Annotated in this window: 20 protein-coding genes and 1 pseudogene; 13 read left to right on the top strand and 8 right to left on the bottom strand. The window is 71.6% G+C overall.

The window, feature by feature from the left end; all coding sequences use genetic code 11:
• Positions 1 to 42: 42 nt before the first annotated feature.
• Genes VFZ70_18205 through VFZ70_18185 form a run of 5 tightly spaced genes read left to right on the top strand, consistent with a single transcriptional unit; the run spans position 43 to position 5660 of the window.
• Positions 43 to 1353, top strand: a complete 1311-nt coding sequence (locus VFZ70_18205) for an FAD-dependent oxidoreductase (protein HEX6257748.1) — start codon at positions 43 to 45, stop codon at positions 1351 to 1353.
• 10 nt (positions 1354 to 1363) lie between these two features.
• Positions 1364 to 2056 carry a corrinoid protein gene (locus VFZ70_18200; GenBank protein HEX6257747.1) on the top strand — a complete coding sequence of 231 codons (693 nt, stop codon included), beginning with the start codon at positions 1364 to 1366 and terminating at the stop codon, positions 2054 to 2056.
• A gap of 2 nt (positions 2057 to 2058) precedes the next feature.
• Positions 2059 to 2670, top strand: a complete 612-nt coding sequence (locus tag VFZ70_18195) for a DUF1638 domain-containing protein (GenBank protein HEX6257746.1) — start codon at positions 2059 to 2061, stop codon at positions 2668 to 2670.
• 25 nt (positions 2671 to 2695) lie between these two features.
• On the top strand, positions 2696 to 3607 hold the full coding sequence (locus VFZ70_18190) for a dihydropteroate synthase (protein ID HEX6257745.1): 912 nt from the start codon (positions 2696 to 2698) through the stop codon (positions 3605 to 3607).
• Positions 3600 to 5660: an ASKHA domain-containing protein gene (locus tag VFZ70_18185; GenBank protein HEX6257744.1), complete on the top strand. Its 2061-nt coding sequence runs from the start codon at positions 3600 to 3602 to the stop codon at positions 5658 to 5660. Before VFZ70_18190 ends, VFZ70_18185 begins: the two co-directional genes overlap by 8 nt.
• 18 nt (positions 5661 to 5678) lie before the next feature.
• Here the strand turns inward: VFZ70_18185 and VFZ70_18180 are convergent, their stop codons facing one another.
• The 3 genes from VFZ70_18180 to VFZ70_18170 are packed head-to-tail and all read right to left on the bottom strand — an operon-like array spanning position 5679 to position 9116.
• Positions 5679 to 6734 (bottom strand): phosphotransferase family protein, encoded by a 1056-nt coding sequence (locus VFZ70_18180; protein ID HEX6257743.1) that lies wholly within the window; start codon positions 6732 to 6734, stop codon positions 5679 to 5681.
• Positions 6727 to 8298 (bottom strand): AMP-binding protein, encoded by a 1572-nt coding sequence (locus VFZ70_18175; protein ID HEX6257742.1) that lies wholly within the window; start codon positions 8296 to 8298, stop codon positions 6727 to 6729. The genes VFZ70_18180 and VFZ70_18175 overlap by 8 nt, the downstream gene beginning before the upstream one ends.
• A gap of 50 nt (positions 8299 to 8348) precedes the next feature.
• Entirely contained in the window at positions 8349 to 9116 is a 768-nt protein-coding gene (locus tag VFZ70_18170) for a 3-hydroxyacyl-CoA dehydrogenase (protein ID HEX6257741.1), read from the bottom strand.
• 422 nt (positions 9117 to 9538) lie between these two features.
• Between VFZ70_18170 and VFZ70_18165 the strand changes: the two genes are divergently transcribed.
• The gene (locus tag VFZ70_18165) at positions 9539 to 10144 is read left to right on the top strand and encodes a M23 family metallopeptidase (GenBank protein HEX6257740.1); all 606 of its coding nucleotides are present in this window, start codon (positions 9539 to 9541) and stop codon (positions 10142 to 10144) included.
• Between the two features lie 135 nt (positions 10145 to 10279).
• A pseudogene (locus VFZ70_18160) lies at positions 10280 to 11590 on the top strand (MFS transporter).
• A gap of 273 nt (positions 11591 to 11863) precedes the next feature.
• Here VFZ70_18160 and VFZ70_18155 read toward each other — a convergent pair.
• Entirely contained in the window at positions 11864 to 13168 is a 1305-nt protein-coding gene (locus VFZ70_18155; protein HEX6257739.1) for an MATE family efflux transporter, read from the bottom strand.
• Positions 13169 to 13268: 100 nt separating this feature from the next.
• On the opposite strand from VFZ70_18155, the gene arfB reads away from it, so the two are divergent.
• Positions 13269 to 13697 carry an alternative ribosome rescue aminoacyl-tRNA hydrolase ArfB gene (gene arfB / locus VFZ70_18150; protein ID HEX6257738.1) on the top strand — a complete coding sequence of 143 codons (429 nt, stop codon included), beginning with the start codon at positions 13269 to 13271 and terminating at the stop codon, positions 13695 to 13697.
• 68 nt (positions 13698 to 13765) lie between these two features.
• Here the strand turns inward: arfB and VFZ70_18145 are convergent, their stop codons facing one another.
• Positions 13766 to 14206 carry a hypothetical protein gene (locus VFZ70_18145; GenBank protein ID HEX6257737.1) on the bottom strand — a complete coding sequence of 147 codons (441 nt, stop codon included), beginning with the start codon at positions 14204 to 14206 and terminating at the stop codon, positions 13766 to 13768.
• Between the two features lie 96 nt (positions 14207 to 14302).
• On the opposite strand from VFZ70_18145, the gene metH reads away from it, so the two are divergent.
• From metH to VFZ70_18120, 5 genes are all read left to right on the top strand, one after another.
• Positions 14303 to 17782, top strand: a complete 3480-nt coding sequence (gene metH / locus VFZ70_18140) for a methionine synthase (GenBank protein HEX6257736.1) — start codon at positions 14303 to 14305, stop codon at positions 17780 to 17782.
• Positions 17783 to 17862: 80 nt separating this feature from the next.
• Positions 17863 to 18438, top strand: a complete 576-nt coding sequence (locus VFZ70_18135) for a hypothetical protein (GenBank protein HEX6257735.1) — start codon at positions 17863 to 17865, stop codon at positions 18436 to 18438.
• Positions 18439 to 18768: 330 nt separating this feature from the next.
• Positions 18769 to 19923, top strand: coding sequence for a hypothetical protein (locus tag VFZ70_18130; protein HEX6257734.1), 1155 nt, complete (start codon positions 18769 to 18771; stop codon positions 19921 to 19923).
• Positions 19920 to 21086 carry a WD40 repeat domain-containing protein gene (locus VFZ70_18125; protein ID HEX6257733.1) on the top strand — a complete coding sequence of 389 codons (1167 nt, stop codon included), beginning with the start codon at positions 19920 to 19922 and terminating at the stop codon, positions 21084 to 21086. The genes VFZ70_18130 and VFZ70_18125 overlap by 4 nt, the downstream gene beginning before the upstream one ends.
• Positions 21083 to 22483, top strand: coding sequence for an FAD-dependent oxidoreductase (locus tag VFZ70_18120; GenBank protein HEX6257732.1), 1401 nt, complete (start codon positions 21083 to 21085; stop codon positions 22481 to 22483). The genes VFZ70_18125 and VFZ70_18120 overlap by 4 nt, the downstream gene beginning before the upstream one ends.
• 28 nt (positions 22484 to 22511) lie before the next feature.
• Here the strand turns inward: VFZ70_18120 and VFZ70_18115 are convergent, their stop codons facing one another.
• The 3 genes from VFZ70_18115 to VFZ70_18105 form a co-directional block, all read right to left on the bottom strand.
• Positions 22512 to 24056, bottom strand: a complete 1545-nt coding sequence (locus VFZ70_18115; protein HEX6257731.1) for a phosphoenolpyruvate carboxykinase (ATP) — start codon at positions 24054 to 24056, stop codon at positions 22512 to 22514.
• 118 nt (positions 24057 to 24174) lie between these two features.
• Positions 24175 to 25482 (bottom strand): hypothetical protein, encoded by a 1308-nt coding sequence (locus VFZ70_18110; protein ID HEX6257730.1) that lies wholly within the window; start codon positions 25480 to 25482, stop codon positions 24175 to 24177.
• A complete protein-coding gene (locus VFZ70_18105) occupies positions 25472 to 26296 on the bottom strand; it encodes an MBL fold metallo-hydrolase (protein HEX6257729.1) in 825 nt (274 codons plus the stop codon). Before VFZ70_18105 ends, VFZ70_18110 begins: the two co-directional genes overlap by 11 nt.
• Positions 26297 to 26367 lie beyond the last annotated feature (71 nt).

The raw sequence follows: 26367 nt of genomic DNA, 5'->3' as shown, positions 1-26367 counted from the left end.
ATTCCACATTGTGGGAATGCCTGTCAGCCGAGCGGAGCGACCATGACCCACCGGGACGTCGACGCCGTGATCATCGGCGCTGGCGTCATCGGCGCGGCCGTCGGCTTCGAGCTCGCTCGACGCGGTTGGCGCACCCTGAACGTCGATGCGCTTCCCGCGGCAGGCTTCGGGTCGACCAGCAACTCGTGCGCGATCGTGCGGTTCACCTACTCGACCTACGACGGTGTCGCCATGGCGTGGGAGGGGTTGCACTACTGGCTCGACTGGCCCGACTACCTCGAGACCGGCGACGAGCGCGGACTCGCCACGCTGATCCAGTGCGGCACGTTGCTGCTGCGCAACCCCGGTGGGCACCACACGAAGGTCCAGCCCCTGTTCGACGAGATCGGCATCCCGTACGAGGACTGGGACGCCGAGACGCTGCGGGAGCGCATGCCCGCGTTCGACACCGGCGTGTTCGGGCCGCCGCGTCCCGTCGACGACGACGCGTTCTGGGACCCGCCGACCGAGCCGCTCCCGGGTGCGATCTGGACGCCCGCCTCCGGCTACGTCAGCGACCCGCAACTGTCGAGCCACAACCTCCAGCGCGCCGCCGAGGCCAAGGGTGGACGGTTCCAGTTCTCCACCACGGTCACCGGCATCGGGCGCGACGGCGGGCGCGTCACAGGCGTCACGCTCGACGACGGCTCGACGGTGAACGCGCCCGTCGTGGTCAACGTGGCAGGCCCGCACTCGGCGGTCATCAACGACCTGGCGGGACTGACCGCGACCATGAACATCGGCACGAGGCCGCTGCGTCACGAGGTGCACCACATCGCCGCACCCCCCGACGTCGACTACGAGCGCGACGGCGTGCACGTCTCCGACGGTGACACCGGCATCTACTTCCGACCCGAGACCGGCAACAGCATCCTGGTCGGCTCGGAGGATCCGGTCTGCGACGCGCGCCACTGGGTCGACGACCCCGACGACTTCGACCGTTCGATCACGCCGGCGCAGTGGGAGGCGCAGGTGCTGCGCCTCGCACGACGCATGCCCGACCTGGGTGTGCCCAACCAGCGCCGCGGCGTGGTGGACCTCTACGACGTGGCGGACGACTGGATCCCCATCTACGACCGCACCGACCTCGACGGGTTCTACGTGGCGATCGGGACGTCGGGCAACCAGTTCAAGAACGCCGGCGTCGCGGGCCACTGCATGGCCGAGCTGATCACGGCCGTCGAGAACGGCCACGACCACGATCGCGACCCGCTGACGGTGCAGGGTCGCTACACAGGACTGGACCTGCACCTGGGCGCCTTCTCACGCAACCGGGAGATCAACCCCGACAGCTCGTTCTCGGTGAACGGATGAAGGGCGCGCCTTGACCGACGAGGACCTCGACCTGACGACGCTGCCCGACGACGAACTCGTCGAGCAGATGCACGACGACCTCTACGACGGGCTCGCGGACGAGATCACCGAGGGCACCCACATCCTGCTGGACCGAGGCTGGCTGCCCCAACGCGTGCTCAACGATGCGCTGGTCGAGGGCATGCGCATCGTGGGCATCGACTTCCGCGACGGCATCCTGTTCGTCCCCGAGGTGCTGCAGGCGGCCAACGCGATGAAGGCCGGCATGGCGGTGCTGCGCCCGCTGCTCGCCGAGACCGGCGCGGACGTCATCGGCAAGGTCGTCATCGGCACCGTCAAGGGCGACATCCACGACATCGGCAAGAACCTCGTCGGGATGATGCTCGAGGGCGCCGGCTTCGAGGTCGTCGACATCGGCATCAACAATGATGTCACCGCCTACATCACCGCGCTCGAGGAGGCCGAGCCCGACATCCTCGGCATGTCCGCACTGCTGACCACGACCATGCCGTACATGAAGGTCGTGATCGACGGACTGGCCGATCGTGGGCTGCGCGACCGCTACATCGTCATGGTCGGCGGCGCGCCGGTCAACGACGAGTTCGCCCGCGTCGTCGGCGCGGACGCCTACTGCCGCGACGCCGCTGCCGCCGCCGAGACCGCCACCGCCCTCGTCATGGCGCGCCGCGCCGCGGCCCGGTGACGATGGCGCGCCGGGTGCTGGTGATCGCGTGCGGCGCGCTCGCGCGCGAGTTGCATGCCGTCATCGCCGCCAACGACCTCGACGCGTTCACCGTCAGCTACCTGTCCGCCGACCTGCACACCACGCCGTCGAGGATCCCGGACGCCGTCGAGGAGCGCCTGCTCGCGCTGTCGGACGGCTACGACGACGTGTTCGTCGCCTACGGCGACTGCGGCACGGCGGGGCGCCTCGACGCGGTGCTCGAACGACTCGGCGCCACACGGCTGCCGGGCGCGCACTGCTACGAGTTCCTCGCGTCGTCGACGGTGTTCGCGCAACTGCACGATGCCGAGCCGACGACGTTCTACGTGACCGACTTCCTGCTGCGCCAGTTCGACCGCCTGGTGTGGCGGGGACTGGGACTCGATCGCTGGCCCCACCTGCGCGACGACTACTTCGGCAACTACACCCGTCTCGTCTACCTGTCACAGTTCCCGCCGACGAGCGCGCATCTCGACGGCGCGCAGCGCGCGGCCGACCTGCTGGGGCTCCGGCTCGAGCACATCCACGTGGGCACGGGCGACGTGGCGCCAGCGCTGCTGTCGATCGGGCGACGACCGGAACCCACGCCATGACCCGGTACGGCGACAGGCACCATCCATGACCAGCACCCACACCGTCGTCAGCTCCGCGTCCCGCGAGGTGGTGATGGGCCGCGATCGACCGTTCGTCGTGATCGGCGAGCGCATCAACCCCACCGGTCGTCGCGCGCTGGCCGCCGAGATGGCCGCGGGCGACTTCACGCGGGTGTGTGCCGACGCGTTGGCGCAGGTCTCCGCCGGCGCGGCCATGCTCGACGTGAACGCGGGGATCCCGCTCGCCGATGAGCCGGCGATCCTGGCCGAGGCCGTCCGGCAGGTACAGGCCGTGACCGCTGCGCCGCTGTCGATCGATTCGTCGGTCGTCGCGGCCCTCAACGCCGGGCTCGACGCCTACGAGGGCAAACCGCTGGTCAACTCGGTGACCGGCGAGGAGGATCGGCTCGAGAGCGTGCTGCCGCTGGTGGCCCGCCACGGCGCCGCGGTGGTCGCGATCACCAACGACGAGTCGGGCATCTCCGAGGACCCGGACGTGCGGTTCGAGGTCGCCCGCACGATCGTCAACAGGGCTGCGGACCACGGCATCCCCCCCGCCGACATCGTGGTCGACCCGCTGGTGATGCCGATCGCAGCGATCGGGTCCGCGGCCCGCGACGTGCTGCGACTGGTGGGCCGGCTGCGCGACGAGCTCGGCGTGAACACGACGTGTGGCGCGTCGAACATCAGCTTCGGGCTGCCCGGCCGCGCCGGGATCAACGCCGCGTTCCTGGCGATGGCGATCGGCGCCGGGATGACCTCGGCCATCACCAACCCGCTCGAGGAGGAGATACGCCGGACCGTGCACGCCGGCGACGTGCTGACCGGCGCGGACGCCAACTGCGCGGCGTGGATCGAACGGCACCGCGCCGCCGATGGTCCGGTCGACGGTGTGCGACGCCGCACGAACCGACGCCGCGCACGAGCCGGTGCCTGACGCGACCGACAAGACGACGGCGGGAGCGCACGCCACCGCCGAGGTCACGTTCACGCCCGCGGGACGGCGCGGCACCGTCACCGTCGGTACCACCGTCCTCGATGCCGCCCGCAGCCTCGGGGTCGACCTCGACTCGGTGTGCGGCGGGCGAGGTCGGTGTGGTCGTTGCCAGGTGACGCTCGGCGAACGTCCCGGTGTCGTCGCGGATCCGGCGAGGTTGACCGCCCCGGATGCCACGGAGTCGGCGTACCGGGGCCGCCGTCCGCTGACCGACGGACGCCGGCTGGGATGTGCCGCGCAGATCATCGGCGACGTCGTGATCGCCGTCCCGCCCGACAGTCAGGTGCACCGTCAGGTCGTGCGCAAGGACGCCGGGGCGCGCCACCTGCCGGTCTACCCGATGACTGTCCCGCGCTACATCGAGGTGCCGGCCCACGACGAGTGGACGGATCCTCGCAGGCGGACGACGGCGAGGACGGCGCACGAGATCATCGGGCAGGCCGAGCGGCTGCGGTCGGCGCTGGCCGCGCAGTGGGGGCTGCACGGTGTGCGCATCGCCCCCTCAGCGCTGGCCGACGTCCAGACCGCACTGGTCGACGGTGGCCATGGCGTCACGGCCGCGGTGCGTGACGGCACCACGGTCGTCGCCGTGTGGCCGGGACTGCGCGACACGCTGCACGGCGTGGCGGTCGACGTCGGGTCGACCACGCTCGCCGCGCACCTGTGCGAGCTCGGCTCTGGCAGGGTCCTGGCATCGGCTGGCCGCATGAACCCGCAGATCCGGTTCGGCGAGGATCTGATGAGCCGGGTCTCCTACGCGATGAGCCACGAAGGCGGCGGCCGGCATCTCACGACCGTCGTCCGTGACGCGCTCGCGACGATGGTCACCCAACTGTGCGACGAGGCCGCAGTCGCCCCCGACACCGTCGTCGAGGTCACGCTCGTGGGAAACCCGGTCATGCACCACCTGGTGCTCGGGCTCGATCCGGGTCCGCTGGGCTCCGCGCCGTTCGCCCTGGCCACGACATCCGCGGTGACGGTGCCCGCGCGCGACCTGGGCCTGCCCGTCCACGCCGGGGCGCGCGCCTATCTGCCTCCGTGCGTGGCCGGCCACGTCGGCGCCGACGCGGCCGCCGTCGTCGTGGCCGAGGCCCCCCACCGGTCCGACGCGCTCACGCTGATCGTCGACGTCGGCACCAACGCCGAGATCGTCCTCGGCGACCGGGACCGCATCCTCGCCGCGTCGTCACCGACGGGGCCAGCGTTCGAGGGCGCGCAGATCTCGTCGGGTCAACGCGCCGCTCCCGGCGCCATCGAGCGCGTGCGCGTCGATCCCGACACCCTGGAGCCGCGCCTGCGTGTCATCGGTGTCGATGCGTGGTCCGACGAGCCGGACTTCGCCGATGCGGTCGGCGGGACCGGCGGGACCGGCGTGACCGGCGTGTGCGGATCCGGCATCGTCGAGGCCGTCGCGGAGCTGTTCCTGGCGGGCGTCATCGTCGCGGACGGCAGGATCGTGCGGCCACAACCGCACCCTCGGATCGTCGCACGTGGGCGCACCCTGGCGTACCGGTTGTGGGACGATCCGGCGATCGACGTCACGCAGGCCGACGTGCGGGCGATCCAGCTCGCCAAGGCCGCGCTGCAGGCCGGGTGCAGGCTGCTCATGGACCACGCGGGCGTGACGGAGGTCGATCGGATCCGGCTGACCGGAGCGTTCGGCGCACACATCGATCCCGTGTATGCGCTGGTGCTCGGCCTGCTGCCCGACTGCGACCCCGCGCAGGTCACCGCTGTCACCAACGCGGCAGGTGTCGGCGCGATGATGCTGCTGTTGTCGGCGGACGCACGGGCCGAGGTCGAACAGGTGACGGCACAGATCGAGAAGATCGAGACGGCCCTCGAGCCGGCGTTCCAAGAGCACTTCGTCGCGGCCATGGGCCTGCCGCACGCGCACCTGCCCTACCGGCGACTCGCGGCGGCCGTGCCGCTGCCGACGGCGCCGACACCCACGCGGCGCTCACCAAGGCGGGCGCGCGTGCGCGGCGGTTGAGCACCCGGCCCTGCCCGATCAGCGCCCGGCCCGGTCGGTCGCCGCCAGCGCCGCGTCGACGAGGTCCTCGACGCGCTGCGGCATCGCCTCGATGTCCTCCGGCGCGTCCCGGCCGTAGGCACCCGTGCTGACGCGCGCGTACACCCCCTCGAGGATCGCCGCCAGCCGCCAGTAGGCGAGCGCGAGGTAGTAGTCGAACTGCGACACGTCGCGGCCGGAGCGCTGGGCGTACCGGGCGACCAGGTCGGCGCGGTCCGCGAAGCCCGGCAGGTGGGTCGCCGCCTGCGGGAGCGACCGCACGTCGTCGTCGGCATCGACCCAGTAGGCGCCGAGGATCCCCAGGTCGGCGAGCGGGTCGCCCAGCGTGCACAGCTCCCAGTCGACGACCGCGGCGACCGCACCGTCCCGGGTGAGGATCACGTTGTCGAGGCGGTAGTCGCCGTGGACGATGGCCGAGCCCTGCTGCGGCGGGATGGCGGCACCCAGACGTCGGTGGACCTCCACGAACGGCGGGAGCTCGCGCGTTGCCACATGCTCCCACTGGCGTCGCCACCGCCGGAGTTGACGGGCGCACCAGTCCTCGCGGCGGCCCAGGTCGCCCAGACCCACCGCATCCGGTTCGACGGCGTGCAGGTCGACCAACGTGTCGACCATCGCCTCGCTGATCCTCGCGCGCAACGCCGGGTCGGTGGTGGTCTCGACCATCTCGACGTTGCGGTACACCGGCCCCGTGACGAAGTCCATGACGTAGAACTCGGCGCCGGTCACCCGCGCGTCGTCCTCGTGGCCGATCATCGGCGGGACGGGTACGCCCGACCCGGCCAGCGCCGCCATGATCCGATGTTCACGCGCCATGTCGTGCGCGGACTGGATGACGCCGTGCAGCGGGGGGCGACGCAGCACCCAGCGCCGCCCGCCAGCGTCGCACACCTCGTAGGTCAGGTTCGACAGACCTCCCTCGATCCGCGAGAACGACAGGGGTGGATCGACGGCATCGACGTGCCCACGCCACCACGCCTCGAGGTTGCGGCGGTCGATGCCGGGGACGTCGGTGCCGCCGTCCTGCTCAGCCATCACGTCCTCCCAGCCGGTCGCGCAGCACGTGCTTCTCGATCTTGCCGGTCGACGTCTTCGGCAGGTCGCAGAAGTGGACCTCACGCGGCGCCTTGTAGTTCGCGATCCGCTCCTTGACGTGTGCGATGACGGCGTCGGCGTCGACATCCCGACCGTCGTGGACGGTGACGAAGGCGACCGGCACCTGCCCCCACGTCTCGTCGTTCCGGCCGACGACCGCGGCCTCGAGCACGGCGTCGTGGCTCTCGATCACGCGCTCGACCTCGACCGAGGCGATGTTCTCGCCGCCGGAGACGATGATGTCCTTGCGCCGGTCCGTGAGCTCCACGTAGCCGTCGGGGTGCATCACGCCGACGTCCCCTGTCCGGAACCATCCCGACGCGGTGACCTGCTTCGTCTGCTCGTCGTCCCGGTAGTAGCCGAGCATGATGTTGTTGCCACGCAGCGCGACCTCGCCCTCGGACCTGCCGTCGGCCGCGACATCCGTGTCGCAGTCATCGATGACCCGTGGCCGCTCGCCCACGACGTTGGCGACGCCCTGACGGGCGAGGAGCTCAGCGCGTCGGTCGGCCGGCAGCTCGTCCCACTCCGGCTGCCACTGGCAGATCATCACCGGCCCGTACGACTCGGTCAGCCCGTACAGGTGGGCGACGCGCAGATCCAGATCGTTCAGCGTGCCCAGCAGCGCCGGCGACGGGGGCGACCCGCCGGTGTCGACGTGGATCGGTCGAGGGGCCGGGCCGTCCCGCGCGCTGTCGGCGTGGGCGATCATCGTCAGCACCGTCGGGGCGGCGCTGAGGTGCGTGACGCCGGCCTCGCGGATGAGGCGCCAGACCTCGTCGGCGTCGAAGCGGGGCATGCACAGGTGCTGCGCGCCGGCGGCGTTGACGGCCCAGGTGAAGCACCAGCCGTCGCAGTGGAACATCGGCAGCGTCCACAGGTACACGCTGTCGGGCTGCAGCTGCGCCTGCAGCGCCATGGCGAGTGACTGCAGGTACGCACCCCGGTGGGAGTACATCACGCCCTTGGGTTGCCCGGTCGTGCCCGACGTGTAGTTGATCGACAGCACGTCGAGCTCGTCGACGGCCACCGTCAGCTCGTCCGCGCCCTCGAGCAGCGTCTCGTAGTCGTCGCCGTTCGCTGCGTTTCCGATAAGCCGCACGTCGTGCTCCGCCGCCGCGGCGGCCTCGCGCGCGACGTCGGCCAGCGTGTCGTCGTGCAGCAGCGTCACGGCGCCGGCGTGCGACAGGATCGCACCCAGTTCCGCGGGCTTGAGCCGGGTGTTGAGCGGGACCAGCACCGCACCGGCCAGCGGCACGCCGTTGTGCGCCTCGAGCAGCAGCGCCCCGTTGGCTGCCAGCACAGCGACCCGCTCGCCCGGTGTGACGCCCGATCCGGCGAGTGCGCCGGCCAGCCGGGTCGCCCGTGACCAGAACTGCCCGTAGGTGTGCTCCCGGCCACGGTCGCTCACCGCCGTACGGTCGCGGAACACGTGCGCGGCCCGCCGCAGGAACGCCGTGGGGGTCAGCGGCTCGTAGGAGAACGACGTGGTCGGCGCGGTCACTGTGGTTCCTCCGGCTCGATGCCGTCATCCTCCCCGCAGAGCGCGTCCGCTCACCGTGGCGCCATGCGGATGGCGCCGTCGAGACGGATGACCTCGCCGTTGAGCATCTGGTTGCCCACGATGTGCAGCGCGAGCGCCGCGTACTCGTCGGGACGGCCCAGCCGGCTCGGGAACGGCACCTGGTCGCCCAGCGACTCGCGGGCCTTCTCTGGCAGACCCGCCATCATCGGCGTGTCGAAGATCCCCGGCGCGATCGTCGCCACACGGATGCCGTGCGTCGCAAACTCGCGGGCCACCGGCAGGGTCATCGCGGCGACGCCACCCTTCGACGCCGAGTACGCGGCCTGGCCGATCTGCCCGTCGAACGCCGCGACCGATGCCGTGTTGACGATCACGCCACGCTCACCGACCGCGTCCGGTTCGTTGTCCATCATCGCGGCACCGACCAGACGGATGGCGTTGAACGTGCCGATGAGGTTGACGTGGATGACCCGCGTGAACTCGTCGAGCGACTGGGGTCCGTCGCGACCGACGACACGCGTCGCGGTCGCGATGCCCGCGCAGTTGACCAGCCCCCGGACACCACCGAACGCGTCGATGGCGGCGTCGACCGTTGCCTGGACGCTGGCGCCGTCGGTGACATCGGTCTCGACGAACCTGGCGTGATCGCCGATCGCGGCCTCGGCCTCGGCGCCGGCCTCGGCGTCGACGTCCGCCAGCACGACGGATGCGCCACCGTTGGCGAGGGCGTGTGCCGTGGCGGCGCCGAGCCCCGATCCCCCACCCGTGACGATGAACGTGGCGTTGTCGAGGTCCACCTGAACTCCGTTCTTCCTTCGGCCGTGCCCCGCACCGTCCGTACCCTGCCCGTCGCGTCTCACCCGCGGGGCGTCCGTATCGTGCACGCATGGCCCGCCCGCGCAGCGTTCGACGATTCGAGCGCCTCGCGGTGCGCGGTGATCCACGCGGGCACGTCGCTGGTGTCAGCGTCGGTGGCCACGCGAGCGCCGGCGTCCCGGAGCGCCCGACCCACGGACGCGACGCCGCCGCGCATCGCCACCGCCCAGCGGTAGGGACCGGCCATCTCCCGGTTGCAGGCTGGCTATCGCGCGGTAGCATCGCCCGCTTGCCCGCAGCGCACGCGCGCGGACGCAACCAGATGACATGCCGGATCGACCTCTCGGAGGTCGATCCTTCGCCGTTGCGCACGATGGTGCGCACGACCACAGGACGAACCGACGTGACCACCGCACTGCGCACCCGTCGATCGTTGGCCGGGGCGGCCCTGGCCTCCGCGATGTGCACGGGTCTGCTGACCATGCCCGCCGCCGCGGACACGCCACCGACCGACGTCCCACCACCCTCGCCGGAGCCGACGGCACACGACACGCGGGCGCGACGCACGGCCGCCGGCAGCGACGAGGCCACCGCGCTGGCCGAACCGTCCCGCCTGCTGTCGGCGACGACCGGCGACGCCATCACCTGGCCGGTCACGGGCCGGCTGACGTCACCGTTCGGACCACGGGGCGGCCGACTGCACCGCGGCATCGACATCGCTGCGGCCGCCGGCACGCCGATCCGCGCGGCGCAGGACGGCACCGTGCGGTTCGCCGGCTGGAAGGGCGGCTACGGCTACACCGCCGACATCGCACACGGGGGCGGTCTGACGACCCGGGCGGCCCACCAGTCCGAGTTGCTGGTGCGCCGGGGACAGCGGGTCCGGCGCGGTCAGATCATCGGTCGTGTCGGATCGACCGGCTCATCCACGGGACCCCACCTGCACTTCGAGATGGCGGGCCGCGGCGAGGAACTGGATCCTCTCGAGATCCTGCCGGCCCGGCGCTGACGGCAGGCCGCGGCCGGTGACGCGCTGACGACACCGACCCCGGCGCCTCCGAGGAACCGCGTTCCGGGACCCGCGTGCGATGTGGGTGGCCCCTGCCCAGGCGGGGCCGTGCGCCAGCGGACATCCTGGGACCAGATGCGAGGGTCCCGCGCACCCCCGGGCGACCGCTCGCCGTCTCCACCGCGCGCCGCGAAGGCAGCCCCGCCGATGTCCACCAACCCACCCGCGGAGACGTCGCCGCCACGTCCGGCAGCGATGCGCGACATCTTCGTGCCCGCACACCGCGCGGCGGCCGTCGCGATCCTGCTGACCGTGGCGCTCGCCGCCTTCGAGGGCCTGGCGGTCACCGCCGCCCTCCCACAGGTGGCCGCCGACCTGGGCAGCATCGAGCTGCTGCCGTGGGTGATCACCGCCTTCGGGTTGACGTCGGGCGTCGCGACCGTCGCCAGCGGCGCGCTGATCGACGGCGTGGGCGTGTCCCGGGTGTTCCGCGTCGCGGTCGCGACGTTCACCGTCGGCGGTGTCGCGGCAGGCCTGAGCGCCTCGATGCCGCTGATGATCGCCGCGCGGCTCGTCCAGGGCGCCGGCGCAGGCGCAACGATCGCGGTGGGGCTGGCAGCGGTCGGACTCGTGTTCCCCCGGGAGCTGGTGGGCCGGGCGTTCGCGCTGAACTCGACCGTCTGGGGCGTCATGGGCGTGGCGGCCCCCGCGCTGGCGGCTGCGATGCTGACGATCGGCTCGTGGCGCTGGATCTTCCTGGTCAACCTGCCGCTGGGACTCGTGGCGCTGCTCGCAGGGTGGCGCGCGTTGCCGGCCGTCGGCACGGCGCGTCGGACACCGCCCGACGTCGGCGGCCTGGTGCTGGTCACGCTCTTCACCGCGGCGGTGCTGCTGGGTGTCGATGCGCTCGGTCCGCGGTCGGTCGCCGGTGCCGCCATCGCCGGCGTCGTCGGGTGGCTGTACCTGCGCCGCGCGCGGCACCGCGGGAACGCCGTGCTGCGTCCGCGGCACGTCGTGTCCTCGCCGTTCGGTCCGCTGGCGTGGTCGATCTCGCTGATGCTGACCGGCGCCGTGGCGGTCGCGACGTTCGTGCCGCTGTACGTCCAGGGCGGACGCGGTGCGGGTACCGCCGTGACCGCCTGGTCGGTGCTGTTCTTCACGGTCGGCTGGACCAGCGGCGCGAACGCGTCGTCCAAGGTGCTCGACCGGGTGGCCGAGTCATCCGTCGTGCTGGGCGGCTTCGCGATCTCGGCCCCGGCGGCCGCCGTCGTCGCGGGCCTGGCGTCCGCCGACGCGTCGTTGTGGGCGATCTTCGCAGCACTGACCGTGCAGGGCGTGGGCGTCGGCGGTGCGACGAACGCCGCGCTGACCCTGCTGCGCGCTGTCGCGGACGACGACGAGCTGGGGCGCGCGACGGCGGCGCACCAGTTCCTGCGCAACCAGGGCATCACCGTCGGCGCGGCGTTGGGCGGTGCGACGATCCTGCTGGTCGTCGGCCAGCGCATCGGCGACATGGAACGGGTACGTGAGCTGCTCGCCGGTACGGCCGACGTCACCTCGTCGGCGGTCGCGGACGCGATCACGGCGGGATTCACCACGGCGGCGGTCGCCGGCGCGCTGGTGATCGCCGCGGGGGTCCTGCCGGTCATCGCGCTCCGCCGCCACCTCGCGCCCGCGCGGCACCGCCGACGCGGCCGACCGCCCACCGATCCGCCGGCGTCAGCGTTCCGCCACCACCGCCCACGCGCCCGAACGCAGCCGCTGGACGGTGAGCACCGCCCGCATCACCATCATGACGACCATGCCGATCCAGATGCCGCGCAGCCCCCAGCCGAACCACAATGAGAGCACGCAGACCGGGACCAGCCCGCCGAGTGACGCCAGCGTGGTCGACCACCACAGGAACCTGAAGTCGGCGGCCCCCATGAGGATGCCGTCGAGCACGTACACCACGCCCCCGATCGGCTGCAGCAGGGCGACGATGCCCCACACCGTGGCGACGGCCGCCAGCACGGCGGCATCGGTCGTGAACACCCGTGGCAGCACCTGGGCTGCCAGCAGGTAGGCGCCGCCCACGACGAAGCCGAACCCCGTGCCCCATCCCGCGAGGCGCATAGCCGCGCGCCGTGCCTCGTCGATCAGACCCGCGCCCAGTGCGGTGCCGATCATCGCCTGACCCGCGATCGCGAACCCGTCCTGCACCAGGGCGAGCATGGTCCACAGCTCGCGGGCGATCTGATGTGCGGCGACGGTGACCGTTCCCATGCGGGCGGCGACGGCGGTCGCGACCAGCATGCCCGACAGCAGCGCAGCGGTGCGCAGGAACAGGTCACGGGAGATCGACGCGATCCGTCGCATCGCTGTCGGGTCGATGCGCACCGTGGGCGGCGCGAACCGTCGGCGCCCGAGCGCGATGAAGGTCAATGCGCCGGCCGTCTGCGCGATCAACGTGCCGATCGCGGCACCGGCGATGCCGAGCCCGGCCGGATAGATCAGCGCCCAGCTCACCACGGCATTGCCGACGTTCACGGCGACGGTGATCCACAGCGGCGCCCGCATGTCCTTCGCGCCCCGGAATGCGCCGTGGCCGACCAGCACGATCAGCACCGGCACCGACGCCAGCGCGCGGATGCGCAGGTACACCTCGGCCGCGTCCGCGACGTCACCCTTCGCACCCATCAGCGCGAGCAGCAGTGGCGCCGCGAGCTCGAACACCACGGTGATCGCGACGCCCAGCATCACCGCCAGCCACAGCGCCTGCAGCGCGTAGGTCGCCGCCTCGCGGTCGCGTCCGGCGCCACGCAGCCTGGCCACCTCGGCGGTCGTGCCGTAGGTCAGGAAGTTGAACCCGAAGAACGCCAGGGTGAACAGCGCCACGCTGACGCCCAGGCCCGCCAACGGGACCGCGCCCAGGCGGCCGACCAGTGCGGTGTCGACCAGGCTGAGCAGGGGGTCCGCGGCCAGTGCCGCCATCGCGGGCAACGCGAGCCCGACGATCTCCCGATCGACTGAGGCGAGACGCATCGCGCCACCCTAGGTCAGTCGCGTCCGCGCGAGCGCTGGCAGATGCACCGCCGTTCGGGGACTACGGTGGCGCGCGCCGCAATCCCCGACGGGAGAGACCGTGACCGACGACCTGGTGCTCGCGGACGGCACCGTGATCGGCGTGGACGAGTTGGAGATGAGCTTCGTCCGGTCCAGCGGCCCCGGCGGTCAGCACGTGAACACCAGTGCGACCAAGGTGGAGCTCCGGTTCGACGTGGCCGGCAGCCGGGCGCTGGATGACGTCCAGAAGGCGCGCGTCCGCGATGCGCTCGCCTCACGTCTCACCGCCGAGGACGTCCTGGTGCTGCGGGCGGGCGAGTTCCGCTCCCAGGTGCGCAACCGTGAGGCCGTCATCGAGCGGCTGGGCAACCTGCTGAACGACGCGCTCCGCCCGCGCCGGCGGCGCATCCCCAGCCGGGTGCCGCGGTCCCAGCGGCGGAAGCGCCGCGAGGACAAGCGGCGCCGGGGCGAACGCAAGCGGCTGCGACGCCCGCCCGACGCAGGCTAGATCGCGGCCGCCACGCGGGAGCGCGCCGGGACGCGGTGCCGGATGTCCTCCGCCTGGTTCGCGCGACCTCAGTGGCGTACCCGCAGCGACCGCCAGTGGCGCTCGGCGTCCTGCCAGACATCCAGCGGCTCGACCACGTCGGTCACGGCGTCCAGCAGTTCCTCGAGCTCGTTGGTGTCGGCCGCGGTTGCGCGCGTCGGTTCGATGTGATCGAGCGACTCCGCCAACGCGGCGCGGCAGGCGAGCCACTGCGCCTCCACCGCGGGCGCCCGCCAGGCGTCGAGCTCACCGTCGATCGCCCGCAACTCGTCGCGCAGCAGGTCGAGACCGACCGGCACCGGTGCCGGGTCGACCCGACCGACGGGCAGGCACCCGAGCAGTGCCTGCCGCGCGTCCTCGACGCGTTGGGCCTGTGAGACGAACGCCGTCCACGGCTCCACCAGATGTGCGGGCATGCGCTTGCGACGGAACACGCCGAAGAGGGTAGCCGCGAGTCGACGCCCAACCACCGTTGTTGAACCTCCGCGGCGGTGCAGCCGCGCCGACGTGCGTACGATGATTGGTCGCGTCCCGCCCTTCATTCGATCCTCTGGCGGTATCCACCAATGACCCGACATCAGGCTGCTGCGGACACGCTGCTCGACGTGATGCGTCAGCGCGTCGTCGTGCTCGACGGTGCGATGGGTACGTCGTTGCAGGACCGCGAGCTGTCGAGCGAGGACTTCGGCGGTCTCGACGGCTGCAACGAGATGCTGGTGCGCACGCGTCCTGACGTCGTCGCGGACGTCCACGCAGGGTTCCTCGCCGCGGGCTGCGACGCGGTCGAGACCAACACGTTCGGCGGTGCGCCCTGGGTGCTCGACGAGTACGGCCTCGGTGACGACTGCGAGGACCTCAACACCCGCGCGGCGCAGATCGCCGTCGCGGCGTGTGACGACGTGCGGTCGCAACGCGACGCGGGACCCTGGGTCATCGGCTCGATCGGCCCGGGCACCCGCTCTCCCACGCTCTCGCTCGCGAAGGACCCCACCGCGTCCGACCACATCACCTACGACGCCGCGGTCGCTGGCTACCGCAGGCAGGCGCGCGGCCTGCTCGCAGGCGGCGCGCAGGCGCTGCTGGTCGAGACGTGCTACGACCTGCTGCAGGCCAAGGCCGCGATCTGGGCGAGCCAGGAGGCGATGGACGCCGAAGGTGTCCGTGTGCCGCTGATGTGTGCGGTGACGATCGAGCAGGGCCTGGGCACCATGCTGCTGGGCACCGACATCGGCGCGGCCGTCGCCGCACTGACGCCGATGGGCATCGACCTGCTCGGACTGAACTGCGCGACGGGTCCGGCCGACATGCGCGAGCCGTTGCGCCACCTGTCGCGTCACAGCCCGCTGCCGATCCTCGTGATCCCCAACGCGGGCATCCCGCGCATGGTCGACGGTCGACCGCACTACGAGCTGACGGCCGACGAGCTTGCGGACGCCCACGCCGACTTCGTCGCCGACTTCGGTGTACGTGTGGTCGGGGGATGCTGCGGTACGACCCCCGACCACGTCGCGGCGGTCGTCGAGCGCTGCCGCCCGCTGGAGCCCGCGCTGCGGTCACCGGTGGTCACGCCGAGCATCGCGTCGTTGTACAGCCCCTCCGCGCTGCACCAGGACACGTCGTTCCACATCATCGGCGAACGCCTCAACGCCAACGGGTCACGTCGGTTCAGGGAGCTGCTGCTCGCCGAGGACTGGGACGCGATCACCGAGATGGCGAAGGACCAGGTGCGCGGTGGTGCCCACTCGCTGGATGTCTGCGTCGACTACGTCGGACGCGACGGCGTGGCCGACATGGCGCAGGTCGTCGACCGGCTCGCGACCCGCTCCACCCTGCCGCTGGTCCTCGACTCCACAGAGGTCGACGTGGTCGCGGCGGGCCTGCGCCGGCTGGGCGGTCGCGCCGTCATCAACTCCGTCAACCTCGAGGACGGGCGCCGCAAGGCCGATCGCCTGTTCGCACTCGCCCGGCAGTTCGGGGCGGCGCTGGTCGCCCTCGCGATCGACGAGCGCGGCCAGGCGCGCACCGCGGACTGGAAGGTCGAGGTGTGTCACCGCCTCGCCGAGATCGCGGTCGACGAGTACGGCCTGTCGACGTCCGATCTGATCTTCGACACCCTGACCTTCCCGCTCGGATCGGGACAGGAGGAGCTGCGCCGTGACGGACTGGCGACGCTCGAGGCCATCGAGCGCGTCAAGGCCGAGATCCCCGGCTGCCACACGGTGCTCGGCGTGTCCAACATCAGCTTCGGCCTCGCCCCGGCGGCACGTCAGACGCTCAACTCGGTCTTCCTGCACGCCGCCGTCCAGAGCGGTCTCGACGCGGCGATCGTGCATCCAGGCAAGATCCTGCCGTTGCACCGGATCGACGACGAGGCCAGGCGCCTGTGCGACGACCTGGTCCACGACCGCCGGCGTGACGGGTATGACCCGCTGCACGAGCTGATGGCGCACTTCGAGGGGGCGTCGGAGGCTCACGACGACCGCGACGACCTCGACGAGCTCCCGCTCGAGGAACGACTCGAGCGACGCATCGTCGATGGTGCCCGCGACGGCATGCCCGGCGACCTCGACGCGGCGATGGCGACGGGCATCGCGCCGCTGGACATCATCAACACGCACCTGCTGGCCGGGATGAAGACGGTCGGGGATCTGTTCGGCTCGGGCCAGATGCAGCTGCCGTTCGTCCTCCAGTCCGCCGAGACGATGAAGTCCGCCGTCCGGCACCTGGAGCCGCACCTGGAGAAGGCTGACGCCGGGGGCAAGGCGCGCGTGGTCCTGGCGACCGTCAAGGGCGACGTGCACGACATCGGCAAGAACCTCGTCGACATCATCCTCACGAACAACGGCTACGAGGTGTGCAACCTCGGCATCAAGCAGCCGATCGACGCGATCATCGATGCGGCGGAGCAGTTCTCGGCCGATGCGATCGGCCTGTCGGGCCTGCTGGTGAAGTCGACCGTCGTCATGCGTGACGACCTCGACGAGCTCACCCGGCGCGGGCTCGACCAGTACCCGATCCTGCTCGGAGGAGCCGCTCTGACGCGGTCGTACGTGGAGGACGACCTGCGCGGTCGCTATGCAGGCCCGCTGTTCTACTGCCGCGACGCGTTCGCCGGTCTGTCGGTCATGGACGAGCTCGCCACGCAGCGGTCGACCGGCGCCAGGCTGCCGGCGTGGGGGCGTGGCGAGCCGGCTCGGCGCGCGCCCCGACGGACCCGGCGCAGCGCCGGTCCGACCACAGCCACCCGCCGACGGTCGGAAGTCCGCACGGACGTCCCCGTGCCGATCCCCCCGTTCTGGGGTTCGCGGGTGCACCGGGGCGTCCCGCTCGACGCGCTCCTGCCCCTGCTCAACACGACGGCGCTGTTCCGCAACCAGTGGGGCTTCGGTCGCGACGACACCACGGCCGCCCAGGCGGCGCTGCGTTCGACGCTCGAGCTGGCCCGGACCGAGTCGTTGCTGGCACCGCAGGTGGTGTACGGGTACTTCGCATGCAACGGCGACGGCGACGATGTGCTGATCTACGACGCTCCCGATTCGGACAGCGTCGTCGCGCGCTGGTCGTTCCCACGACAGTCGGGTGAGCGGCGGCTGTGCATCGCCGACTTCTTCCGCCCGGTCGAGTCGGGCGAGCGTGACGTGATCGCACTGCAGTGTGTGACGGTCGGCGACCGTGTGAGTGCGCGCGCCGCCGAACTGTTCGCCGCGGACCGGTACACCGACTACCTCTTCCTGCACGGGTTGGGCGTTGAGAGTGCCGAGGCACTCGCCGAGCACTGGCACGCCCGGGTCCGCGCCGAGCTCGGCATCGCGGACGCCGACGCGGCGACCCCGCGCGAACTGTTCCGTCAGGGCTACCAGGGTTCACGCTACTCGTTCGGCTACGCCGCATGTCCGGACCTGGAGCTGCGCGCGCCGCTGGTCGACCTGCTCGGAGCAGAGCGGATCCGGGTGGAACTGTCGGAAAGCTTCCAGTTGCACCCGGAACAGTCGACTGACGCTTTCATCGTGCACCATCCGCAGGCGCGTTACTTCAACGCGCGATAGCAACTGGTGCTATATTTCGGGCATCCAATGCCCAATTGGCCTGACCCGCCCCCGGGTTCGTTACAAAGGACGCATGAACCATGGCGAGCACGCAGGAATCCGCAGTTCGAAACTATCTGTTGTCCATCCGCAACCCCGACGCTCTGCGCGACGATGAAGCCATCGCCTCGCTGAACGCCAAGCTCGAGGAATCCAACGACGAGTTGGAGCGGCTGCAGCTGCGCCAGAAGCTGCTCGACAGCGAGACCCCGTCGCTCGAGGGTTACGAGGAGCGCTTCGTCGAGCACGCCAAGGCGTGGGCCGACCGCACCGGCATCAGCGCGGACGCCTTCATCGCCGAGGGCGTGCCCGCCGCGACGCTGCGGCGCGCCGGGTTCCGCGGCGTCAGCGGCGGCAGCAGGCGTCGCAGCACCAGTCGATCGAGTTCGACGCGGTCGACCTCGCGCAGCCGCGTGAGCGCCGATGAGGTGCGCGCTGCAATCCCGACCGGCCAGTTCACCGTCAAGGACCTGCAGGAGCGCAGCGGCGCCTCAGCCGCTGTCGTCCGCCGGGTCATCAGCGAGGAGGTCGCTGCCGGCAGCGTGTCGGACGAAGGCGCCGATCCCGATCACTCGGGACCGGGCCGGGCACCGACGCTGTACAAGCGCGGCGCGTAGGACGGGTCGCCTCTGGCTGCGGAGGCACCCCTGGACACGAGCGGCGTCATGTGGGGTCAATCCCACGTGACGCCGCGTTTTGTTGTGAACGCGCGCAGTGACCTGTTGGACACGACGTCATCAATGCGGTACGCGTGCCATCGCCGTCGTCCATTGGTACAAAGCGTCATTGTTCGCGATCGGTGTTCCAGTTGGTCCAGATGATGACATGTACTTCTGGACATGTGCCGACCGGTGCGCGGCCAGTGCCCAAATCCGGGTTCGTGTCACTACGACGACGCGGCGGTGAACCTACGCTGGGGCGGTGGGCACGTCCGGGACACGAGCGCGATGAGTTGGGAGCGGCCGCCACCGCGCCAACGCGCGCGGCGCGTGCTGCCGATCGCTGTCGCGGGGGCCGCCGCTGTCGTGGCGGTGATCTGGTTCTCGGTGTCGCGACCATCCTCGAACGGCACGCTGCCGGTCGGGCCCACGCCTGCGGCCGGACAGATCGCGGACCCTGTCGACATCGCGGACTTCGGCCCCGAGCAGTTGCCGCCCGTCGCCGTCACCACCGAGCAACCCGGTGACGGCGCGCTCCTCGAGGAGGCACACGCGTTGACGGTGGTCGCCGCTGACGACACCGGCCTGCAACTTCTCGACGTGGGCACGGGCGACCTCGAGCGCATCGAGGTGCGCCGACCCGGTCGCGCGTCGTTGTCGGACACCCTGTTCACCGTCGCCGGGAGCCTGATCGTCGACGCCGACAACGATGTCGTCGCGATACCCGAAGCCGGAAGCCCCTCGCGCATTGCCGCGAACCATCGCGCGATCCGCACGCTGGACGACGACGCGGTGTGGGTCTTCGACAACTTCACGCCGTACGTCAGTGGCACGGCGTCACGCGTCACGCTGGACGGGCGGGTCGAGGCACAGGTGGAACTGCCCGCTGTGGCCGAACCCCTGCTCGGTACGGACGAGGGGCTGATCGTCGGCGCCCCCGGCGCCATCACCTTCGTGTCGGGCGACGGCGACCGCCGGCTGATCGCACGCGGGATGACGGTGGCGACGGACGGCACGCGTCTGGCGTGGTTGCAGTGCGAGGACGACCTGTCCTGCGTGGTGACGATCGGAACGGTGGACGACCCGCAGATGGTGCGCACCGCGCTCGACCCGGCCGTGCTGCCGGCCGGCTTCTTCGGCCTGCCGATCGGCACGTTCTCGCCGGACGGCCGCTGGCTGGCCATGCCGCTGTACCGCAGCCGTGGACGCCGCGGCGCGGAAGGTGTGACGGTGTCGGTGATCGACACGCAGACAGGCACCGAGACCGAGCAGTTCGAGGGCTCGTCGCTCACGCCGTTCGACACGCCGCTGGCGTGGTCCCGGGATGGCCGCTGGCTGGTGTTCGTCTCTGGCGCCGACATCCACCTGTGGGACGCCACGACCGGCCGTGAGGTCACCCTGGACGTCGATCTGCGTGGCGTGCGCGCGCTGGCGGTCCGGTGAGCTGGGAGCCCGTCACCAGCCGTCGCGACGTCCTGCGGTGGTCGGTGGCCGCGGCCGTCGTCGTGGTGCTGCTCACCGCGGTGGTGCTCGGCGTGCGCGGCTGGCGGAACCGGTCGGTGTCCCACGCGCCGGGCGACGGCCGGGCGACGGCCAACGTCGCCTGGGGAGGCGAACCACCACCGCACATGCCGGGAGAGTTCACGGTCAGGCGGTGGCCCGCCGCCACGGCCGAACCCGTGCCGGCCGAGGAGGCGTTGCGTGTGGAGGGCGCCGGGGGTCGGACGCTGGTCATCGCCGATCCGCTCTCCCTGTACGAGGTGGATCTCGCTACGGGTGCCGTCCGCCGGCTCCGGCTGTCCGACGGCGCGTGGGGGCCGCTCACCGAACCGCTCATGACTGTGGGCGGCGATGTGATCACCACGACGTCCGAGGGCGTGCTGCGCATCCCGTCCCGCGCACACGTCGAACGGATCGCCGTGGACGACCGCGCGGTCGTCACGACCGACGACCGATCGGTCTGGGTGTTCGACAACCTGTCGACTCCGCTCGGCGGCATCGTCACGCGTGTGCGGCTCTCCGGTGGCGTGGCGGACCGGCTCAGCGTGCCAGACGTCACACGACCACTGGCGGGCACGAGCGACAGGATCGTCGTCGGCGGGCCGGGCACCGTCGCGGTGATGGGGACGGACGGCACCCGTCGCGTGCTGGCCGACGGCGACCCCGTCGCGAGCGATGGGACCCGCGTCGCGTGGATCGACTGCACGGAGGACCAGCCGTGCGCGCTCGTGCTCGGCTCCGTCGACGATCCGGATCAGGTGCGCCTGACGCTGGCGGCCGACGACCTGCCGGGCGGCGTGTTCGGCCTGCCCGCCGGAGCGTTCTCACCCGACGGCCGCTGGCTGGCGGTCCCCCTGACCCCGGCACCCGGACCGGTCGACGGTGGTCCGCGGTCGCGGGTCCTGGTCGTCGACACCTCCACGGGTGTGGAGGTTCGCCGCCTGGCCGGTGCGTACGGGCCCCCGACCCCGATCGCGTGGTCACCCGACGGGCGCTGGCTCGCGTTCGCGACCCGGAGCGGGCTTCGGCTGTGGGACGCCGAGCGCGACGAGGTACGGTCGCTGCCGACCGTGACCCAACGCATCCGCGGACTGACCTTCAGATGACCCCATCGACGGCGGCGGGCTCCGTGGACGTGGCGGTGCTCGGAGGTGGGCCGGCGGGCCTCGGTGCCGCCCGGCAGCTCGTCCGACGGGGATGCTCCGCGACGGTGCTCGAGGCAGGCGACCGGGTGGGCGGGCTCGCCGGCAGCGTCGACGTCGGCGGCGTGCGGGTCGACTTCGGCAGCCACCGGCTCCATCCCAGCGTCGCGCCTGAGATCCTCCATGACCTGGTCCACCTGCCAGGCGTCACGTTGCAGCGCCGGGAACGCAACGGGCGGATCCGGCTCGCAGGACGGTGGGTGGCGTTCCCCCTCCGCGTGACCGACGCACTACGGCACCTGCCCGTCGAACTGGCCGCCGGCATGGCCTGGGACATGGTCACCGGGCCGATGCGACGCACCGACGACGACACGTTCGATGAGGTGCTGCGCGCCGGAGTGGGTCCGACACTCGCCGGACGGTTCTACTTTCCGTACGCGCGCAAGGTCTGGGGCGTCGAGCCGTCCGCGCTGTCAGGAGAACAGGCCCGGCGACGCGTCGGCGCGAACTCGGTGACGGCCATCGCGCGGCGCGCGCTCCGCGGGGCGCGCGAGCGCCCGTGGTTCTGGTACCCCACCACGGGGTTCGGCGCGCTGAGCGAGGGCCTCGCCGCCGCTGCGGAGGATGCGGGCGCCGAGATCCACCTCGGAGCCCGCGTGACGTCTGTCGAGCGGACCGACGCCGGGTGGACCGTCACGACCACCGACGGCGGTGCGGTCCGCGCCCGGCAGGTTCTGAGCACCCTGCCCGTGCCCCTGCTGGCGCGCATGATGGACCCTTCACCACCACCGGATGTGGCACGCGCGGCCGCGGGCCTGCGCTACCGGGCAATGCTGCTCATCTACCTGGTGCTCGGACGCGATCGCTTCACGCCCTACGACGCGCACTACCTGCCCGAGACGTGGACGCCCGTGACGCGACTGTCGGAGCCGCGCAACTACCGCGACGGTCCCGATCCGCCGGGACGGACGGTGCTGTGTGCCGAACTGCCGTGCGCGCCTGATGACACATGGTGGTCACGGTCCGACGAGCACCTGGCGCGCGTCGTCGCCGACACGTGCCAGCAGGCGGGCCTCGAACGTCCAGAGCCCGTCGCGGTGGTGGTGCACCGACGACGCCGCGCCTACCCGGTCGCGACGACCGACAGCATCGGCCGCCTCGCGCGGCTGGAGGCGTGGCTGGCGACACAGCCGGACCTGCTCACGTTGGGGCGGCAGGGCCTGTTCGCCCACGACAACACGCACCACGCCCTGGCCATGGCATGGGCAGCGGCCGACGCCGTCGGATCCGGCGGTCACCTCGACCGTGAGGCGTGGAACCGTGCACGCGAGCGGTTCCGCGCCCACGTCGTCGAGGACTGACCGCGGCGGTCGGGCGGTCCGAGCAGCCTCAGCCGAGTGCGGCGCGGATCGCCTCGTGGAGTCCGCTGTGCGCGTCGAGGTACTCAGCGCGTTCGCACTTGAGCTCCGCGACACGCGAGGTGTACTCCTCTTCGCGGCCCTGCCGGGCGTAGCGCAGCCTCGGGTTCAGCAGCTCGGCGTCGTCGATCCCCGGGACCTCGTCGGCGATCCAGTACCCGAAGTCGGGGTCGGGCGTCCAGCTGATGGAGCCCTCCGCGATCGCCTTGACGATCGCCGACGAGTGCTCGATCTCGACGGACCTGCCACCCTCTGGGTCCGCGGCTCCGCCGATCTCCCCTGTGTTGAGCACGTACACGCCGAAGTCGTACTCCATCGACTGGATCAGCTCGCCGAGCCGGTTGCCCTGCAGGTGGTCGTGCTGCAGGAAGAACGGGTTCGTGCCCGGCACGCGTAGGGCCTTGCCGGCCTCCGCCGCGCCGCCCGCGGACGTGCCACGCGTCTCACCCAGCATGAAGTAGGCCACGGCCTGCTCGATCGACGTCATCCGGGTGACCGCCGGGACGATGTCGTCGTTGCGGTTGAGGATCAGGAGGAAGTCCGCGCGCCCCACCTTGCGCGGGTCGAAGTGCGGGATGTCGGCCAGACCGAACGTCCCACGCCCGTTCTTCGTGTGGCTGGCGTCCGCGAAGTCCACCGATCCGTCGTCGGCAACGGCGACGTTCTCAAGCCAACTGCCCGCGGAGGTCAGCGCGCGGTGGATCGTCGGCTCGTGCTCGGGGTCGAGGCTGAAGGTCTTGGCGAAGCACCCGTCCTCGGTCGCGTGGACCGTGCCACCCGGGGCGAGCGCCACGAAGTCGTCCTGCACCGGCAGCGAGTCGTTCTGCCGCGTGAACGTCGTCGTGGTCTTGCCGGTACCGGACAGGCCGACGATCAGTGCGACCCGGTCACCGTCGGACGTCGGGATCACCTTCGCGCCCGAGTGCATGGCCAGCCCGCCCCGCCGGTAGACCCACTCGTTCCACATGCGCAGCGAGCCCATCTTCGACTCGCCGAAGTAGTCGGCGCCGCTGACACGGGTGACCCAGTGCTCCAGGTCGATGGCGATCACGCGCTCGTCGGGGTAACTCGGCGTTGCCATCGTCGGCGTGTAGATGACGGTGAACGCCTCGTCGGCGTCCCAGTCGTCGTCGGGCGGGAAGTACAACTGCTGCTGCATCGCCGGGATGTTCGCGGCGGTCCGCTCGATGTACAGCTGCGTCGGCACGCGGAACACCGACCCCTCGGGTCCGATGTACCCGCGGACGCGCACCATGTCGCAGTCGGCGATGTGCGCGTCCTGCGCCTCGGCCAGCGTCCGGTATTCCGACCGTGGGATCGTCTGTTTGGCGGTCGTGCCGGGATCATCGGTGACGATGTAGGTCGAGCCCGATGAGCGGGCCGTGACCCGTGTTGTGACGCTGTAGTTGCCGTGCGCCGTACGGGTCGCGTTCGGCATCTGGTCGACCCACGTCCGCAACTGGTCCTGGGTCGGATCTTCGGTGACGGTGCGTGCGGCCGGCAGGTCGATCGACATTGGACCCCGTCTCCCCTTCGCACTCGTGAACGTGTTCACTACCCAAAGGTAGTAGGTTCCCACCGCGGTGTCCGACAACCGTCCGCGGTGGTGTCCGTTCGCCGCAAGGCGGGGGGACCTATGGCATCTCGCCGTCGTACCGCAGGAACTCCCACGTCCCGTCGCGCCACTCGTACCACGCGGACGGCCACTGCTGCGGCGGCAGTCCGGGCTCACGGCAGATGGCGACGAGGCCCGGCTGATCCGCTCCTGGCACGCGCGCGAGCGCACCGACCAGTCCGATGGTGTTCGAGCCGTCCGCGCATCCACCGCTGACGGACATCCGCTGCAGGCCGCCATCGGCGTAGGACCACAGGGTGATGCTCTCGCCCTCGGTCCCGACCCGTTGCCGCGTGTAGATCTCGGGACGGCCGTCGCCGGTCAGATCCCGCCCACGCAGGGCGACCAGGCGGTCGGCGGCCGCGCCGGTGTGTTCGCTGACAGGTGTCCACGCCCCGTCGACGACCCGTTCGATGCGCGTCAGCACCTGATCGGCGACGACCGCGGCCCAGACGCGCTCCTTCTTGCCGTCCCCGTCGAGATCGACGTGGACGACCCGCTCGTCGCGAGGGCGGGTGTCAGGGGTGATGGCGACCTGCCGCCCCGGATCGTCGGGACTGAACAGGCCGCTGCCGTCACTGCTGTCGGGCATCCCGGTCGCGGTGTCGGTGGGTGCGGTCGCCGCCCCGGACGGGCGGGCCTGCTCCGGCGGCTCGGTCGCGCCATCGCCCGCCCCTCGCTCGCCGGGGCCGGGCAGCGTCGAGACAGCCGGCTGCGGGCCGTCGTCGACAGAGGGCTCACGGGTCGCGGAGTCGTCCGATGGCTCCGTCGCCGTGATCGTCGCGGCGTCGCCGGGCACGGCCGGCTCCGAAGCGGCTGCGGTGGACCCATCCGTCGTCGCTGCCGTGTCGTCGTCGGATGCAGGGTCGACCTGTGACTCGCGATCCCCGGCCGTGTCACCGTCGGCGTCCACGTCGCCACCCGCAGCGGCGTCACGGCCGGTCCGGCCCTCCGCCGCGGCGCGTTCGTCAGCGCCGACGTCACCGTCTCCGTCGACGTCCTGACCGGTCGTGACGGGGTCCTCCCCCGCGTCGGCGGTCGCCGCGTCATCGATCCCGTTGATGCGCGTGGCGGTCACCGCTTCGGACGGCTCGACCGTCACGGACGCATCCGTGGTGCCACCCGACGGGCCCGACCCCGAGAAGACGTAGACCAGGCCGAGCAATCCCAGGATCAGGACCGTCAGGCCCGCCATCACACCGCCCGACAGGAACTCGGCGATGTCGGACCCGCCCGGGCCCTGTGACGGGCCTGCCTGACCTGCCGGCGCACGGCCCGGTTCGCCCGGACGCCGTGCGGCGCCGTCCGGCCCGGGGCTAGCCGCCATGCCAGCGCTCCCCGCGGGGGACCACACGGCCCTGCCGTTCGAGATCGGCGAGGTGGGCCCGGACGCTGCGCCCGGCCGCCGGCCGCAGGTCGGCGCGGAGGTCCGGATAGACGTGCGCGACGATCTCCTGCACGGTCCCACCACCGGCTGCGAGCGCGTCGACGATCTGTTCGGTGCGTTGCGCCCGGTGTGCGAGGAGCGCGTCGATGTGGCCGGCGGGGTCGCCGATGACGTCTCCGTGTCCCGGGTACAGCGCGGTGGGTTCCAGCTCCCGCAACGCCCGGAGCGACGTCAGGTACGCACTGAGGTCACCGTCGGGCCAGGCGATCACGGTCGTCCCCTCGCCCAGCACGTGGTCTCCGGTCAGGACGACGCCGGTGCGGGAGACCCGCAGGCACACGTGGTCGCTGGTGTGCCCCGGCTGGTGGTGGACCACGACCTCCACTCCGGCGGCGTCGACGACCTGTCCGTCCGTCAGCGGCTCGGTGCCGGGGATCCGATCGGGATCGAACGCGAGGGCCGGCGCCCGCCAGGTCGTCGCCCAGCCGACCGCTTCGGCGTGGTCGGCGTGGTGGTGCGTGATGACGACGGCCGCGACCCGCACCGCGCGGTCAGCGACCACACCCTCGATCGCCTCCCTGTGCGCGGGAAGCGCCGGGCCCGGGTCGACGACCACCGCGGTGTCGGCGCCGGGCACCGAGATCACGTACGTGTTGGTGCCCGTCAAGGTCATCGGCGACGGGTTGTCAGCCCGCACCCTCGTGGTCACCTCATCGAGTGACGTGACCCCGCTGTGGCCACCGACATCTGTCATGCTGGCAATCGTAGGGTCGAACCGCCTCCGGCAAACGTCGCAGAGGCCGCGGTGACGGCGATGTGAGCCGT

Source organism: Euzebyales bacterium (assembly GCA_036374135.1).
In the GTDB taxonomy this organism is placed as follows: Bacteria; Actinomycetota; Nitriliruptoria; order Euzebyales; family JAHELV01; genus JAHELV01.
This window is presented reverse-complemented; position numbering and strand designations above follow the sequence as displayed.

What these genes read in the sequence shown, in the direction of transcription:
- VFZ70_18205 (HEX6257748.1), top strand. Translation starts at nt 43, where the DNA reads ATGACCCACCGGGACGTCGACGCCGTGATCATCGGCGCTGGCGTCATC.
- VFZ70_18195 (HEX6257746.1), top strand. Translation starts at nt 2,059, where the DNA reads ATGGCGCGCCGGGTGCTGGTGATCGCGTGCGGCGCGCTCGCGCGCGAG.
- VFZ70_18190 (HEX6257745.1), top strand. Translation starts at nt 2,696, where the DNA reads ATGACCAGCACCCACACCGTCGTCAGCTCCGCGTCCCGCGAGGTGGTG.
- VFZ70_18180 (HEX6257743.1), bottom strand. Translation starts at nt 6,734, where the DNA reads ATGGCTGAGCAGGACGGCGGCACCGACGTCCCCGGCATCGACCGCCGC.
- VFZ70_18155 (HEX6257739.1), bottom strand. Translation starts at nt 13,168, where the DNA reads ATGCGTCTCGCCTCAGTCGATCGGGAGATCGTCGGGCTCGCGTTGCCC.
- metH (HEX6257736.1), top strand. Translation starts at nt 14,303, where the DNA reads ATGACCCGACATCAGGCTGCTGCGGACACGCTGCTCGACGTGATGCGT.
- VFZ70_18135 (HEX6257735.1), top strand. Translation starts at nt 17,863, where the DNA reads ATGGCGAGCACGCAGGAATCCGCAGTTCGAAACTATCTGTTGTCCATC.
- VFZ70_18130 (HEX6257734.1), top strand. Translation starts at nt 18,769, where the DNA reads ATGAGTTGGGAGCGGCCGCCACCGCGCCAACGCGCGCGGCGCGTGCTG.
- VFZ70_18120 (HEX6257732.1), top strand. Translation starts at nt 21,083, where the DNA reads ATGACCCCATCGACGGCGGCGGGCTCCGTGGACGTGGCGGTGCTCGGA.
- VFZ70_18115 (HEX6257731.1), bottom strand. Translation starts at nt 24,056, where the DNA reads ATGTCGATCGACCTGCCGGCCGCACGCACCGTCACCGAAGATCCGACC.
- VFZ70_18110 (HEX6257730.1), bottom strand. Translation starts at nt 25,482, where the DNA reads ATGGCGGCTAGCCCCGGGCCGGACGGCGCCGCACGGCGTCCGGGCGAA.
- VFZ70_18105 (HEX6257729.1), bottom strand. Translation starts at nt 26,296, where the DNA reads ATGACAGATGTCGGTGGCCACAGCGGGGTCACGTCACTCGATGAGGTG.